12 protein-coding genes are annotated in these 15019 nt (G+C 46.1%); 3 read left to right on the top strand and 9 right to left on the bottom strand.

Annotated elements, in window-relative coordinates; genetic code table 11:
• Positions 1 to 38: 38 nt before the first annotated feature.
• Entirely contained in the window at positions 39 to 1493 is a 1455-nt protein-coding gene (gene cls, locus R7Q47_RS03965; protein ID WP_017820861.1) for a cardiolipin synthase, read from the bottom strand.
• A 430-nt stretch (positions 1494 to 1923) separates the two neighbouring features.
• On the opposite strand from cls, the gene R7Q47_RS03970 reads away from it, so the two are divergent.
• The 3 genes from R7Q47_RS03970 to R7Q47_RS03980 all read left to right on the top strand — a co-directional run bounded on the left by R7Q47_RS03970 (position 1924) and on the right by R7Q47_RS03980 (position 5042).
• A complete protein-coding gene (locus tag R7Q47_RS03970) occupies positions 1924 to 3294 on the top strand; it encodes a sodium-dependent transporter (RefSeq protein ID WP_042522154.1) in 1371 nt (456 codons plus the stop codon).
• Between the two features lie 82 nt (positions 3295 to 3376).
• Positions 3377 to 4069 carry a TIGR01621 family pseudouridine synthase gene (locus R7Q47_RS03975; RefSeq protein WP_130546667.1) on the top strand — a complete coding sequence of 231 codons (693 nt, stop codon included), beginning with the start codon at positions 3377 to 3379 and terminating at the stop codon, positions 4067 to 4069.
• 31 nt (positions 4070 to 4100) lie between these two features.
• Positions 4101 to 5042 (top strand): class I SAM-dependent methyltransferase, encoded by a 942-nt coding sequence (locus R7Q47_RS03980; protein WP_062730698.1) that lies wholly within the window; start codon positions 4101 to 4103, stop codon positions 5040 to 5042.
• A 212-nt stretch (positions 5043 to 5254) separates the two neighbouring features.
• Here R7Q47_RS03980 and R7Q47_RS03985 read toward each other — a convergent pair whose 3' ends face one another.
• From R7Q47_RS03985 to R7Q47_RS04020, 8 genes are all read right to left on the bottom strand, one after another.
• The gene (locus R7Q47_RS03985; RefSeq protein ID WP_054576418.1) at positions 5255 to 6310 is read right to left on the bottom strand and encodes a hybrid-cluster NAD(P)-dependent oxidoreductase; all 1056 of its coding nucleotides are present in this window, start codon (positions 6308 to 6310) and stop codon (positions 5255 to 5257) included.
• 81 nt (positions 6311 to 6391) lie between these two features.
• Positions 6392 to 8053 (bottom strand): hydroxylamine reductase, encoded by a 1662-nt coding sequence (hcp, locus tag R7Q47_RS03990; RefSeq protein WP_025499867.1) that lies wholly within the window; start codon positions 8051 to 8053, stop codon positions 6392 to 6394.
• A 174-nt stretch (positions 8054 to 8227) separates the two neighbouring features.
• Positions 8228 to 9757, bottom strand: a complete 1530-nt coding sequence (gene norR / locus R7Q47_RS03995) for a nitric oxide reductase transcriptional regulator NorR (RefSeq protein ID WP_167415136.1) — start codon at positions 9755 to 9757, stop codon at positions 8228 to 8230.
• 202 nt (positions 9758 to 9959) lie between these two features.
• Positions 9960 to 10439, bottom strand: a complete 480-nt coding sequence (locus R7Q47_RS04000) for a glycine zipper 2TM domain-containing protein (protein WP_005386695.1) — start codon at positions 10437 to 10439, stop codon at positions 9960 to 9962.
• Positions 10440 to 10562: 123 nt separating this feature from the next.
• A complete protein-coding gene (locus R7Q47_RS04005; protein WP_042522015.1) occupies positions 10563 to 11174 on the bottom strand; it encodes a CDP-alcohol phosphatidyltransferase family protein in 612 nt (203 codons plus the stop codon).
• Positions 11167 to 11814 carry an ATP-binding cassette domain-containing protein gene (locus tag R7Q47_RS04010; protein ID WP_318088657.1) on the bottom strand — a complete coding sequence of 216 codons (648 nt, stop codon included), beginning with the start codon at positions 11812 to 11814 and terminating at the stop codon, positions 11167 to 11169. Before R7Q47_RS04010 ends, R7Q47_RS04005 begins: the two co-directional genes overlap by 8 nt.
• Complete coding sequence (locus R7Q47_RS04015; protein WP_238844518.1) at positions 11780 to 13489, bottom strand: ABC transporter permease; 1710 nt, start codon at positions 13487 to 13489, stop codon at positions 11780 to 11782. The genes R7Q47_RS04010 and R7Q47_RS04015 overlap by 35 nt, the downstream gene beginning before the upstream one ends.
• A gap of 9 nt (positions 13490 to 13498) precedes the next feature.
• Positions 13499 to 14659 carry an ABC transporter substrate-binding protein gene (locus tag R7Q47_RS04020; protein WP_064353819.1) on the bottom strand — a complete coding sequence of 387 codons (1161 nt, stop codon included), beginning with the start codon at positions 14657 to 14659 and terminating at the stop codon, positions 13499 to 13501.
• Positions 14660 to 15019 lie beyond the last annotated feature (360 nt).

Below are 15019 nucleotides of genomic sequence, written 5' to 3' on the forward strand. Positions count from 1 at the left end.
GTAGCGCTGGAGGTTTTTTAGCCTGTGTATTTGAGGTATTAGAGGAGTGGGTTGAAGAGATAGAACACTCGCTCTAAGAACCGAGAAAATAGGCTCCTTTTCTCCCATTCTTCCAATACAACAGTGTGAGATTGCTTGATATAGCTATCTTGTAACCAAGACATTTGCTTGGTGAACTCTTCGTCATCAACGGCGAGGGTCACTTCGAAGTTCAGCCACAAGCTGCGCATATCCATGTTTACGGTGCCAACTAAACAGAATTGGTCGTCAATTACGACAGATTTTGTATGCAGCAAACCACCATAAAACTCATAAATCTTGACCCCTGCACTCAAGAGCTCACTATAAAAAGCGCGTGAAGCCCATTGCACCATCATAGAGTCATTTTTATGGGGAATAATGAGTTCAACGTTAATGCCTCGTTGTGCTGTCATCTTTAACGTTTCGAGTAAATCAGCATTGGGCACGAAATATGGTGTTGTGATTCGTACCGAGCGATTGGCTTGGTTTATTGCCAATGTTAATACTTGATAGATCAGATATTCCGGCATACCTGGGCCAGAAGGCACAACCTGAATAGGGTGTTGGAATTCACTCTCATCGATCTTGCATTCAGGTAGTCTTGGTAAATGACGTTCGCCAGTTTCGACTTCCCAATCCCAACAGTGGATGGCACTCAATACGTTTACCGTTGGTCCTGTAATGCGAACCATGATATCCACCCAATGCCCAACGCCACTATTTTGCTTGAAGTAAGCCGGGTCAACCAAGTTCATTGAACCTGTATAAGCAATTTCATCATCAATTACGATGATCTTGCGATGTTGGCGAAGATCAAGACGACGTAAGAAAATACGCCACATCTTCACTTCTAGCGCTTGAATAACTTCAATTCCAGCATCCTGCATCATTCGATACCAAGGACTTCTGAAAAAACGTGGACTACCTGCTGAATCGAGCAATAGTTTGACATCTACGCCGCGTTTAGCCGCTTGAATAAGCGCAGAAGCGACAGAGTCAGCCAAACCACCCGGATGCCAAATGTAGAATACCATTCGAATACTGCTCTGCGCGTTTTCGATGTCTTCAATAATGGAATGCAAAATCTCATTAGGTGACTGTTGCAGCGACAATGTATTACCGCTCAATGCGGGAAGACCAAGGCGGTTGTTACAAAGTTCATCAATTCGGTAGATGTGCCTTCCCATCGTTTCTGGGTTGTGCGCGTTACAGTCGTTAAGCTGACTGAACCACTTCTCGAATGGTGTAAACATCTCTTTCGCACGTTCGGCTCGCTTTCTGCCTAAGTTCAGTTCACCGAAGAGGAAATAACATGCGACACCCAGAACGGGAAGGATATAAATGATCATTAGCCAAGCTAAAGACACGCTCACTGCACGGCGCTTTAAAACGACACGAATGGTCACACCTGCGACCAGTAACCAATATAGCCCGATGCCAGCTAAAGTAAGAAAGTGATAAAACTTGTCCATATACGCTCAGAGTAATATGCCCTTCTAGGATATTAAGCATAAAAGTGGGTTGGGGGAATAGATTTCCCATTCAGACGTGGGATTGACCTTATATGAGGAACGAATTTCATAACAGCTGATTCTGTTATTTTAATGTGAAAAATAAGGTCATTCTTTAACTTTTGAACAAAAAAGCAGCATTTAACCTGCGTAACTCGACACTTGTGCGATAAATGTACTTTTTTGGGGTTCCAATTTTAAAGGGGAGCTGCTTTACTTTCTAGACATAGTGCGTCGAACGCTTATTTTATAAGTGTACAATAATTTTTACATAAACTTTTTAGACGCCTATCTCTATGCATACACAACAAACTAATTTTGGAGAAAAAGCGTGGCTACAACTAATACAGCAGCACCACGTGATACGTGGGGGTCTAAACTAGGCTTCGTAATGGCAGCAGCGGGTTCCGCTGTCGGTTTAGGCAATATATGGAAATTCCCTTATACAGCAGGTGAGAGTGGCGGCGGTGCATTCGTTGCTATCTATCTTATCTTTGTAATTTTTATCGGCTTTAGCGTGATGCTGACAGAGTTCGCTATTGGTCGTAAGACAGGTCTTTCTGCCGTAGGTGCATTCAAAACAACTGACCGACGCTGGACGTTCACTGGTGTTATGGGAGTCTTCAGTGGTCTTTTGATCATGGGCTTCTACCCAGTGGTTGGTGGTTGGGCATTGGCCTACATCTTTAAAGTGGGCGGTGGTCTACTCAGCGCGCCAGAAGCAATTGGCGACAGCTTTGGCGGTTTCATCTCAGATCCGATTCAACCTTTAATGTGGATGGGTGTTTACCTGTTCCTTAACGTCATGATCGTGATGAAAGGGATTTCGGGTGGTATTGAGAAAGCTGGTAAGGTTCTGATGCCGCTTCTGTTCTTAATCCTAATCGTTGTTTCTGTTAAAGGCTTGATGCTGCCAGGTGCAATGGCTGGCCTTGAGTTCTTATTCATGCCGGACTTTTCTAAAGTCGACAGCAACGTAGTTCTTGCTGCACTAGGGCAGGCGTTCTTCTCACTTAGCTTAGGTATGGGTTGTATGATGACGTACGGTTCTTACCTGAAGAAGAAAGAGAACCTAGTTCAAACAACCGGTATGGTTACTGCGATGGATACAGGTGTCGCGATTCTTGCTGGTGTTGCTATGTTCCCAGCAATGTTTGCCTTTGGCATGGAGCCTGCAGCAGGCCCTGGTCTTGTATTCGTTGTCGTTCCTCAGCTATTTGCTGAAATGGGCGGTGTGATTGGGTTGCTATTCGCGTTGCTATTTTTCATCGGTTTGACGGTGGCGGCATTAACTTCTTCAGTATCACTATTGGAAGTTGTCGTGTCTTACCTAATTGACGAGAAAGGCATGAAGCGCTCTAACGCAGTTCTGTCTGCAAGTGCAGTTATGGCGGCATTATGTATTTTTGCGTCACTATCGTTAGGTGGAATGGGACCAACGCTGTTTGGTACCGGTGCCTTTGATATCTTCGACTTACTAACGGACAAAATCTTCTTAGCGGTTGGTGGTATGTTGGTTTGTATCTTTGCAGGATGGCGCCTAAGCCGTGCTGAGTTAGAAAAAGAGATCACTAATGACGGCGAAGTATCCTTCCCGCTATTTGGATTGTGGTACAACCTAGTTAAATACCTGATTCCTGTTGCGATTGCTATTGTTGCCTTCATGGGGATTAAGTCTGGCTTTGATAGTGGCAAAGGTGAAATCATGCTGCTGGGTATCGCAATCATTGGTCTTGCTGGCATTTTCTCGAAGAAGCTTTAGCAAAGACCTTGGGGGCAAGCCTCGATAGCTTTGTCCGGTAACTTATGTATACTGCTGGCTCCAAACGTGGAGCCAGTTTTTTATGTTCGATATTCTACATACCCATCCCGATTTTCTGATCATCAATAAGCATCCTAACGTCTCTGTTCATAAAGACGATGGCGACACAATGCTGCTGCAAGAAGTGGCTAAGCAGAGTGGTGATGAGCAGCTCTATCTTATCCATCGCTTGGATAAAATGACATCGGGTATTCTGCTCCTCGGACGCAACGCCAAAGCGGCCAGTGCGTTATCGCAAGCCTTCGCTGACCGCCAAGTAGAAAAGTTCTACCTAGCGATTGGCTCTAAAAAGCCGAAAAAGAAACAAGGTTTGGTCGTTGGTGATATGGAGCGTTCGCGCCGTTCATCATGGAAGCTGGTCAACAGCAAAAATAACCCAGCCGTTACCCAGTTTTTCTCTCTAGCGGCAGAGCCCGGAGAGCGCCTATTTTTATGTAAGCCACACACTGGTAAAACGCATCAAATCCGCGTGGCATTAAAATCGGTTGGCTCAGGTATTGTTGGCGACCAGATTTACAATGCAGGCAATGAGGCTGATCGCGGTTATCTGCATGCATTTTCACTTTGCTTCCAATACCGAGATGAGCAATATTGCTTTGTTTGCGATCCACGAGAATACCAAGTGCTTGGTAACAAATGGCACAGTGAAATCGTCTCTCAGGGTTTGGATACTTGGCTTTCCCCCTGGGAACTGAACTGGCCTACGATCAAATAACCGTCACAAAGAAAACTAATAAGAGAACTCGATGCAAGCATCACAACTTCCGCTGTTTTTTCAGCATCTAGAAACCGAGCTCGCGCAAGCTCCGAATGAAATTCGTCGACTGTTTCATGGTCGTGGCCGCCGTTTTGAGGGCTTAGAGCAAATTACCTGTGATTGGTTACAAGGTCAGTTGATCATCAACTTGTTTAAAGAAGTCGACGACGCGTTTCTCGCTGAGCTGAAAAGCGGCCTCAATGCGTTGGCACTATCACCACTGTGGGCAGACAAGCAAGGTCGCACTATGGTTCTTCAGCACCGTTATGCCGATGGTGCGCCTTCAGAAGTGCTTGTCGGTGAATTAGACGCTCGCCCTGTCGTTGAAGAAAGCGGTTTGAAATACCAATTGGATATTGGCCGCAACCAAAACTTTGGTCTGTTTTTGGACATGCGCTACGGTCGTGATTGGGTACGCGAAAATGCGAAGCATAAGAACGTGCTTAACTTGTTTGCTTACACCTGTGGCTTTTCTGTCGCTGCCATTGCGGGTGGAGCAGATAAAGTGGTTAACGTCGACATGGCGAAAGCATCGCTGTCTAAAGGTCGTGAGAACCACAAGCTAAATGGTCATAACATCAACCAGGTAAGCTTTATGGGGCACGATATCTTTAAATCGTGGGGTAAGATTAAGAAATCTGGTCAGTATGATTTGATCATTATCGATCCGCCTTCATTCCAGAAAGGCAGCTTTGCGCTGACTAAAGATTACAAAAAGATTCTACGTCGATTGCCGGATTTGTTGGCAGACGGCGGTCAAGTGATGGCATGTGTAAACTCGCCATCTGTGACAAGCGACTTCTTGATTGAAAGCATGAAAGAAGAAGCGCCAGAGTTGACATTCCGTGAGCGCCTGGATAACCCACCAGAGTTTATGGACGTAGACAGCGAAGCAGCATTGAAAGTGTTGCTGTTTAGCGAGAAGCAATGACGACGAAACGAAAGTTGTACCTATCTATAATACCAGCCGTTTGAGTACGGCTGGCATTTCCGCGATACCCCGTCATCTGAATAGCGAGACGCGAGTGTGATTCAGAGTCTATTATCAGAATGAGTTATTCCTAACACGCCGATATTAGGTTCCTGATCTCGCCTAGGCTCGCCGGAATGACGGGAAACAATAAAAGATCGATACCAGCAGCATTAACCGATCTGCACTTCAAGATCCGCTTCGATGGTTGATGAGCAGGCGAGCACATAGCCTTGTTCAATTTCTTCTGGCGTCAATGTTTCTAGGCTAGTGGAAGAGACGTTGCCTTTACGAACCTTGCATTTGCACGAGCCACAAATCCCGCTTCGACAAGCGACGATTAATGGTAAACCTGCGCCTTCGAGCACATCGGCCAGTACCTGACCTTTTTGAGCATCGATGCTTTGAGCAAAATCAGGAACAGAAACGTTAACCGTCTCATCGGAGACTGATGATTCTGCGCCAGTCGCTGGCGTAAAACTCTCTTGGTAGAAGTTCGTCATGTCAAAACCAAGGTCATTCAAATAGCCGTGAACATCTTGCATAAACTGGCTTGGACCACACAGGTAAACGGTGCGCTGTTTGAAATCAGGAACAAGCTCTTTAAGCCAGTCGGCATTCAAACGACCTTGTGGATGCGATGTTCCTTCGCGGTTTTTCAGCAACAACTTTAAATTGAAGTTGGGATACACAGCGTCTAACGTTTCTAGCTGATCGTAGTAAATCGTCTCTTCTGGGCTGCGTGCAATATGAAGAAATGCGATGTCCACATCGTTGTCGTTTTCATCTTGATTACTCAGCCAGTGCTTTGCCATCGAAAATACGGGCGTGACGCCGCAACCTGCACTGATAAGCAAGGCTTTTGTTTCGCCATCACGTAACACGGGTGGATGGTCGATGCAGTTAAATTCGCCTGCTGGTGGTAATGCTTGAACAGTATCACCGAGCAGCAGCGAGTCAACGATGTAGTTCGATACTTTACCGCCAGATACTCGTTTGATGGTGAGTTGAAGGTGATCGTCTTCATTGATCGAGCTGATTGAATAGGCACGAAACTCCATTTTTCCATCAATTTCGACGCCCAAGTTAATAAACTGGCCAGGCTTAAACTGAAACAGAAGTGATTCGGTTAGTTCGGCCAATTTTATGCTGACGGTGTCGTGTGTTTCGAAGTATTTGTCGATGCAACGGAGTGTGACGGGTTGGTTACCTTGCCATTCAAAAAACATAACAATCTCTTTGGTTGTGGCTATTTTTGGTTCGAAATAGAGAGCGCCTCCGCGTAAGGAGGCGCGTAACAAGCAGGTTTATTAGGCTGCTAGGATGGCTTTTAGATCATCCTGAACATTGCCAATACTGCGCATATCGAACTTCTCTTGGATGATGGCGATTAGGTTTGGCGTTAGGAATGCTGGTGCAGTAGGGCCTGTGTAAATGCCTTTCACGCCCAATGCAAATAGCGTTAGCAAGATAACGATCGCTTTTTGCTCGAACCAAGAAAGCACAAGCGTGAGTGGCAGTTCATTGATGTCACAGTCAAACTCTTTCGCCAGTGCAAGTGCAAGCTGGATTGCAGAGTAAGCATCGTTACATTGGCCCACATCCAATAGGCGAGGGATGCCGTTGATATCGCCGAACGTATTCTTGTTGAAGCGGAACTTACCACACGCCAAGGTCAGGATTAGCGTGTCTTCTGGCGCTTCAGCCGTAAAATCGGTGTAGTAGCTGCGTTCCGCTTTATCACCATCACAACCGCCGACTAGGAAGAAGTGTTTGATGTTGCCTTGCTTCACTTGGTCGATAACCGCAGGGGCGGCGTTCATCAGTGCATTGCGACCAAAACCAACCGTGATGTGGTGTTCGATTTCATCGTGTTGGAAACCGTCTTGTGCTAGAGCACATTCAATCACTTGGCTAAAATCATCGCCTTCGATGTGAGCCACACCAGGCCAGCCAACAATACTACGAGTGAATAAACGGTCTGCGTATTGACCCACATTTGGATTCAACAAGCAGTTTGACGTCATTACGATTGCACCAGGGAAGTTGGCGAATTCTTTCTGCTGGTTTTGCCATGCGCTGCCGTAGTTACCGACAAGATGAGAGTATTTCTTCAGCTCAGGGTAGCCGTGTGCAGGCAGCATTTCACCATTGGTGTAAACGTTAATGCCTTTGCCTTCGGTCTGTTGCAGGATTTTTTCTAGGTCATGCAAATCATGGCCAGAAACAAGAATACATTTACCTTTTACTGGCTTGACGTTCACCGTGGTTGGTTCTGGATGGCCGAAGGTCGTTGTTTCACCTTGGTCGAGCATTTCCATCACTTTGTAGTTCATCAGGCCAATGCGCATTGAGCAATCAAGTAGTTCGCCAAGATCTTCAGGGTCTGTGCCCAACCACGCCATGATTTCATGGTATTCGGCATAGATATCGTTGTTGGTTTGCTCAAGAACACGTGCGTGCTCCATGTACGCGGCTGCACCTTTAAGTCCGTATAGGCAAAGTAGGCGTAGGCCAATAACATCTTCATGTACTTGGTCTTTACCACGGTTAACCGCGACTTGAGGAGCAAAAGCTAAGATCGCTTCTGCGCTGTTTGGTAGCTCGAAGTTGGCAACGGCAGGAATGTCAGTAAGGTTGGTGTTTGACAAAGTCGCAGCAGACATTACTTGCTCTTTTAGCAATGCTTTGTACGTTGCAGCTTGAGAAGTTAACTCCAGGATGCGTTCAGGGTCAAAGTTTACGTTCGTCAATGTAGAGAAAAATGCCTTTGGTGCCCATTGGTTGATTTCATCGTTAATGATGTTGAATTCAAGTGCTTTTGATGCCCAAAAAGAAACCCCTTGCAGTGTGTAAACCAACACGTCTTGAAGGTCAGATACTTCAGAAGTTTTACCACACATACCTTGTGCAAAAGAACAACCTTTAACAGCAGGGGTTTGAATTGTCTGTTCACATTGAATACAGAACATATTGGGTTCTCCAGTGATTGTTTTAATAGTCGTGATGTTGACCACTAGAGAGCAGAATGCGTGCCAATTATTATCTTGTTGATTTTTAATGGCTTTGTTTGTTTTTGATAGAGGAGGTGATGTAATTAAGACAACGCAAATGATGTCTTAATTACATCGGCTTCTTGCGGTTGGTTATTTATTGATCCCAAGTTTTTTACCCATCCGATATAAGTTCCCGCGATCCATTTGTAAAAACTCCGCTGCTTTTGCCCAAACACCACCAGTTTGGCTTAAAGCATGTTCAATTAAATCACGTTGATAGCTTTCTATTAGCTCTCGCATTGGTTGGCTTTCTTTGGGTAAATAATGCGATGTGTTTTTTACATCACCGAGAGCCAATGAGGTGTCGAAATGGTTAAGCATGATCGTGCTTGCACCTTGTTGAATAGCGTGTAAAGCCGCGCGAGTTAAAGTGTGTTCGAGCTCGCGTACGTTTCCGTACCAAGGTGAAGACTCCAGTTGAGCCAACACCTTAGGGTGAACGTGCAGATTGGGCGCATTAAATTGTTGGCGTACTTTTTCTAACAGGTATCCTGCTAAAACGGGAATATCTCCGTCACGGGCACGCAGTGGGGGGACTTGGATTGGGAACACGTTTAAACGGTGGAAAAGGTCTACTCGAAACGTGCCAGCTTCGACCTCTTTTTCTAATTGTCGATTAGTCGCGGCGATGATGCGCACATTGACCATCAAATGCTGATCGCTACCTACACGTTGCAGCTCGCCTTGTTGAATCACACGTAGCAATTTTGCTTGCAAAATCAAAGGCAGTTCGCCCACTTCATCAAGGAAAATCGTTCCACCGTCTGCCAGTTCAAACTTACCGGCACGGTGGCTATTAGCACCTGTAAATGCGCCTTTGACATGGCCAAACAGTTCACTCTCAGCCAGACCTTCAGGCAGGGCCGCACAGTTGACGTAAATCATCGGCTTATCGCTACGATGAGATTGCGCGTGTACCGAGTGCGCGACCAGTTCTTTACCAGTACCGGTCTCTCCTGTGATAAGTACTGCGTAATCTGATTGAGCAACGGTCGCAATGTTGTTTCGTAACTGGTTGATCTGTGGACTCAAACCCACCATTTCACCATGTTGAGAACGGGCTTGCTGGATAAGGGTTTGAGTGACGCTTTTTTGCTTCTGGTTTTGCGCTTTGAGCGCTTTTAACTGAGCAATGTTACGCAATGTCGCAGCGGTCAAAGCCGCAAAGGTTTCGATAGCGACAGGATCGATGCCATCAAACGCGCCCACCGTTAGTGCATCCATCGTTAGTGCGCCAACAAGTTGGCCTTCGACATACAAGCTAAAGCCCATGCAATCGTGAACATCAATGCATTGGTCTTCAGTTAATAGTGTGCCGTCGAAAGGATCCGGCAGTGAACAATCGGCATCGAAACGCACCGGTTCACGGCTATGAATAATGGCATCTAAGCGAGGGTGCGCCTTGGGGAAATAGCGACGACCTAAGACCGAGCTGGATAAGCCTTTTACCGCGACAGGAGTTAGAAACCCATCCTCATCGAAGATAAACAGGCAGCTCGCATCACATGGGAATACTTGCGCGACCCCATCAATGAGATTTTGATATTGCTGCTCGTGAGAGCGATTTGAGCTGAGGTTTAGCGCGATATTAAGGAATACGTGGTCAACAGTCGGAGTCATAACAAGCCCAAAGTTATCTGGAATGGGCTCATGCTAGCAACTTGATGTCATTTGAACATCGAAAGGTGTGGGAGATTGATGTTCCATTGACGACGATCAAGTTTGATACGAAAAGAAACGCGCAAGTTAACAAGCCAGTGATGTAAGCTTGCGCGGATTAGGTGTTTGAATTAAAGCAGGCCAAAGGTTTGGTTCGTCCGAATTAACGAGGAACGACTCTGGCGTCATTACCAGAAACATTGATTTGGACCGCTTGGCCTGGTTGGAAAATCATGTTTGGATTTGCTTCTTGAACAATAGAGATAATCTTTCCGTCCTCTAAACGAATGGTCAGATTCACGCCATTTCTTTTCGCGGTTGCTTCAGCCGCTTTGCTGCCTGCATAGCCACCCAATAGACCACCACCAATGGCAGCGATATCCGAGCCAGAACCGCCCCCAACTTTTGAGCCTAAGATCCCGCCCACGGCAGCACCAGCGATGGTGCCAATGGCATTGGATTGGGTAGAGGCATCAATGGTTACGGGTTCTACTTTTTCTACTGTGCCGTAGTAAACCTGCTGAACTTTGCGAGTGTCGGATGAGCCGTATGCATCTCCGTACGGGTTAGGTGAGCTACAGCCGCCAAGCACGAGCGCACAAGTAATGGTGAGCAACATGCCTAAATTGATCTGTTTTTTCATATAGCCTCCGAATGGTTTCTTCATTCAAAGAGTATATACCCCAATTTAACCTGCGTTTTGGTGCTTTATAAAACAGTGGCTTAGCGGCCTGTCCCTTAAGGAAACGCGATTGTCTAAGCAGTATTAATGATCGTTAAGCGTATGAAACCCTGAATAAATACGTGTAAAAGTAGTAAACCAGCATGCCGCGCCAAAGATATACGCGATGACGGCAAAGTGTTGCGGTAGCAAACAAAATAAAACCAAGCAGCCAATGGTTTCTGTACCTTCGGTTAAGCCGCTCATGTAGTAAAGCGATTTGTTTTTATATACCGGATTATCGATGCCTTGTTTTCCTGCCATGATGGCAAAAGCCAAAAAGCTACTACCAGTGCCGATGAAGGAAAAAATCAAAAATGCGCCTGCAACGGCATTGTGCTCTGGGTTGGCAAGCACAAAGCCAAAAGGAATCAACGAATAGAACAAAAAATCTAAGCTGATATCAAGAAAACCACCCGCATCGGTAATGCCTTGAATCCTCGCCAGTGCACCGTCTAACCCATCACAGATTCTGTTCAGCAAAATAAACAGCAACGCCAACAAGTACTGTTCGGTGATCAAAGCCGGCAGGGCAAAACAGCCAAGTACAAAACCAAACACTGTCGTCTGATTTGCAGTGATACCACATTTATCGAGATATTTCGCACTGAGTGCCAGCGGTTTGCGGATGAGCTTTATACTCAGGCTATCAAGCATGATTTGTCTCCCACGGCCAGTTTAGGCAGCTGCTGCCATCAGGAATATCGTCTTCATCGTGCGTTACCATCAAAGTAGGGATGTTCGCTTGCTGCAATTGTTCGGCCACCCAATTGCGAAATTGCACGCGCAGGTCTTTATCCAGCTTGCTATAGGGCTCATCAAGTAGCGCAACTTTTGGCTTTGCTAGCAGCATACGAGTCAATGAGATACGGGCACGTTGCCCTCCCGAAATTTGGTCAGGAAAGGACTCTGCTAGTTTGGTCAATGAAATGTTCTTCAGTGCTTGCATAGCGTGAGCTTTACGCTCTTCACCTTTGATTGAGTTTGGTAGCGCGAAGGCAAGGTTCTCCCACACCGTTAAATGAGGGAAGAGCAAATCTTCTTGGAATAGAATACCGACCTGACGCTTATGGGCAGGGAGGGCATCCAACTTTTCGTTATCAAGCGTAATGGATCCAGAGTAGTCGAACTCGGCGGATAGGTGCCCGGCAATGGCATCCAACAAAGTGGATTTACCACAACCGCTAGGCCCCATCAGGGTAACGATTTCACCTTTTTCTACGGTCATGTTGAACGCTGAAAAAAGCGCGTCGCCATTGGTTTTACGGATGGCGAGGTTTTCGAGACAAAGACTCATTCAGTAGTAAACCTTTTATAGACAAGCGGCGATACTTCCTGTGCAAGTGGCTAAGCAGTATCGCAAAAGAAAAGAACAAGAATGGCAGCAGAGCTTGCCAAATAGCGTAAATAGCGGTGACACGTCGGTCAAAACCACTGGATAGTGCAACGGCTTCGGTTGTGATGGTGCTAATGCGCCCAGCCCCTAGCACCAATGTTGGTAGGTATTGCGCCAGGCTGACACTAATACCGACAGCCCACGCGAATGCAATTGCAGGCAGGAGGATTGGCAGTTTCACTTTTAACCAAGCTTGCATCGGTGATTTACCCAAGCTGAGTGCGGCGCGAGTTAAGCCGTTATCGAAGCTGCGCCACGGACCGTCTAGCGAGAGGTAAATAAATGGGAACGCAAAGAATATATGCGCCCAACATACCCAAAAGAAATACGCATTACTGTTTAAGTACAGCGTCACTACTTGCATACCGAATAGCACGGATAGCTGAGGAATCAGCATTGGGATGGCGATGATGTAACCGGGCACCTGCCAGCGATAACGGAGACGATACTCATGTGCTATTAAAGCAAGAACTAGCGCGACAGTCGCGCTGATTAGGGCGATTGACATACTTTGTTCTAGAGTCCCTAGAATACTGTGCCATTCGTATTCCCAAAAACGCAGGCTGTAACGGCTTGGGAGCAAATCTGGAAAGCGCCAACGTTGGGCAAAGCTCCACAGCACCATGAGTGGAATCATTAGAAGTGCAAGTAGCGCGACCAGTGAAAATAGGGTTTTACCGGGTAAACGAAACCCGTTTCGACCAGAGTACTGCCAGCGTTTGAAGCCTTTGGTAATACACCATTCCATTAAGCGTGCAAATCCAATCAAAAGGCTTGCGATCGCAAACAGTATTACTGCGCCAGCGGCCGCTCTTGGTAGGAGCGATAAATCTGGATCGTTAAACCATTGCCATACCAAAACCGCAAACGTCGGCGGGTTGGTGGGGCCAATAATCAGGGCGACATCGACAACGGACAAACTGTAAGCCAATACCGCCAGCATTGGAAAGCGCAGTTTTGCTATCCACTGTGGGAACACGCATTTCCACCACGCTTGCGCCGAACTGTAGCCCATCGAATGACTGACTTTTTCAATCTTATCGACTTTCAATTGCTGAAGAATTGGAATACTCATCAACAATAAAAACGGCACTTCTTTAATCGCAAGCATGATGATCAAACCGAGTGCGTGCGGATCTTTAATCAGCAATGCTAAGTCATTCACCGTTTGTGCATTCGGGTCGTAACCAAACAGTTGGTTGAGAACCCTAACGCCCATACCAGTTGGGGCAAACAAGAACGCAAAGCCAATCGCAAACGCTACGTGCGGCATGGCAAGAAGTGGCGAGAGGCTTACTTCAATTTTTCGCCAAAACTTACTGCCCCAAGAGGCTTGCAAAATCGCAAATGTGATCAAGCAAGCCAAGTAGCTACTGAAAATGGCAGAGTAGAAAGTAAGCCCGATGGATGTCCAAACACCCTCCCAATCAAAAACAGCGTTAAAGCCATCTAAAGAAAAGTGGTGCAAGCCGATAGGAGGCACATAACCGAGCGCAGAGACCACCACTCCAAGTAGTCCCGGAATGGTAGGCAAAATACAAACTGCGATAATGACTAAATACAGCGCTCTTAACATGGATTCTTACTAATTCCCGTAGCGTTTCAACCATTCTTTTTCTAACGCCGCTTGCCAACTTGGATGTGGCTCAGCGATAGATTTGAATTGTTGAGTGTTTTTGGCCGAACCAGTTAGGTATTGGTTGCTTAGTACCGAAGGGTCGCCCCAGATGTTTAGGTTACCTTTGCGAGACTGTGCTTCAGGGCTCAATAAAAAGTTTATCGCAACTTGTGCACCAGCACTGGCATTTGCGTTCCAAGGAATCGCTAAAAAGTGGATATTTGAGAGTGCTCCTGCGTCCATTGCGTACGCTTTGGTGCTCTCTGCAAGATTACCGCTCGACTGCGCAGAGAAAACCGCGTTCGGGTTAAAGGTAATCGCCAGGTCAGTCTGACCATCATCTAGTAGCTGAAGGGTTTCTGCTGTACCACCTGGAAACTGCTTACCACCGCGCCAAGCGACTTTATGGAACTCATCTAGATAAGACCACAGCGGTTGAGTGACTTGCTCAAACGTGTTATCGGTAACTGGTTGTTGCAGCTCAGGGGCGTTGTTAGACAGTTCAATGAGTAATGCTTTGATAAAGCTTGTGCCATGAAACTCTGGTGGTCGAGGGTAAGTCAGGCGATTCGGGAACGCTTTTGCATAGCTCAGCATTTCTGCGAATGATTTTGGAGGGTTATGGAGGGTTTGCTCGTCATGGATAAACACTAATTGTCCTACTCCCCAAGGTGCTTCTAGACCTTCTGTTGGCTCGGAGAAGTCCACATCAATTGGTAGAGATTTATCCACATATTGCCAGCTTGGCAAACCTTCGACAAAAGGACCAAATAGCAATTGGTTATCCTTCATTGATTTGAAGTTTTCGCCATTGATCCAAACCATATCAACACTGCCACCGCTGTTTTTGCCTGCCGCTTTTTCTGCGATAAGTCGAGTAGTGGTCTCAGAAATATCAGTTACTTTAACGTGGTTTAGCGTCACGTTATAACGTGATTTTAGCTCTCTACTCGCCCACTGTATGTAGCGATTAATTTCTTGGCTTCCGCCCCAAGCATGAAAGTAGACGGATTGCCCGTCGGCTTGATGTTCGATTTTTTGCCATTCGCTATTCACTGATGAATCGGCAAAAGAAGGTGTCGCAAAAGTCGTGGCTAAAATGCCAATGCTGCTGAGTAGCTTTTTCATATCTATTCCGTGTTATGTCTTTTGGTTCTTGCTTTCGTTTCTATTGACGTTTTCGCAAGTCGTTCCGCTCTGTTACAAGGATAGTAATTCATCTCTCTCTATTATCAATGCCAATCCCAAACGGAATCACTCATTGATTCAAAGAATTACTCTCAATGTGAAGCAAAACGAAGAAAGGACAAATTTGGTGTCATTCTAGGAGCGGACCGTTTGTTTGAGGATATTCTTTCAAGTAATTGAAAATTATTGTCCCCAGAGATATGAATAGGTTGTTTTACAGAGCAAAATTGATGTTTAAAGCATGGAATTGAGGGCAAAAGAGAAAGAAAGTTTGTCACTTAAATGACTTTGGCATGCACG

Source organism: Vibrio sp. Vb0349 (assembly GCF_033338975.1).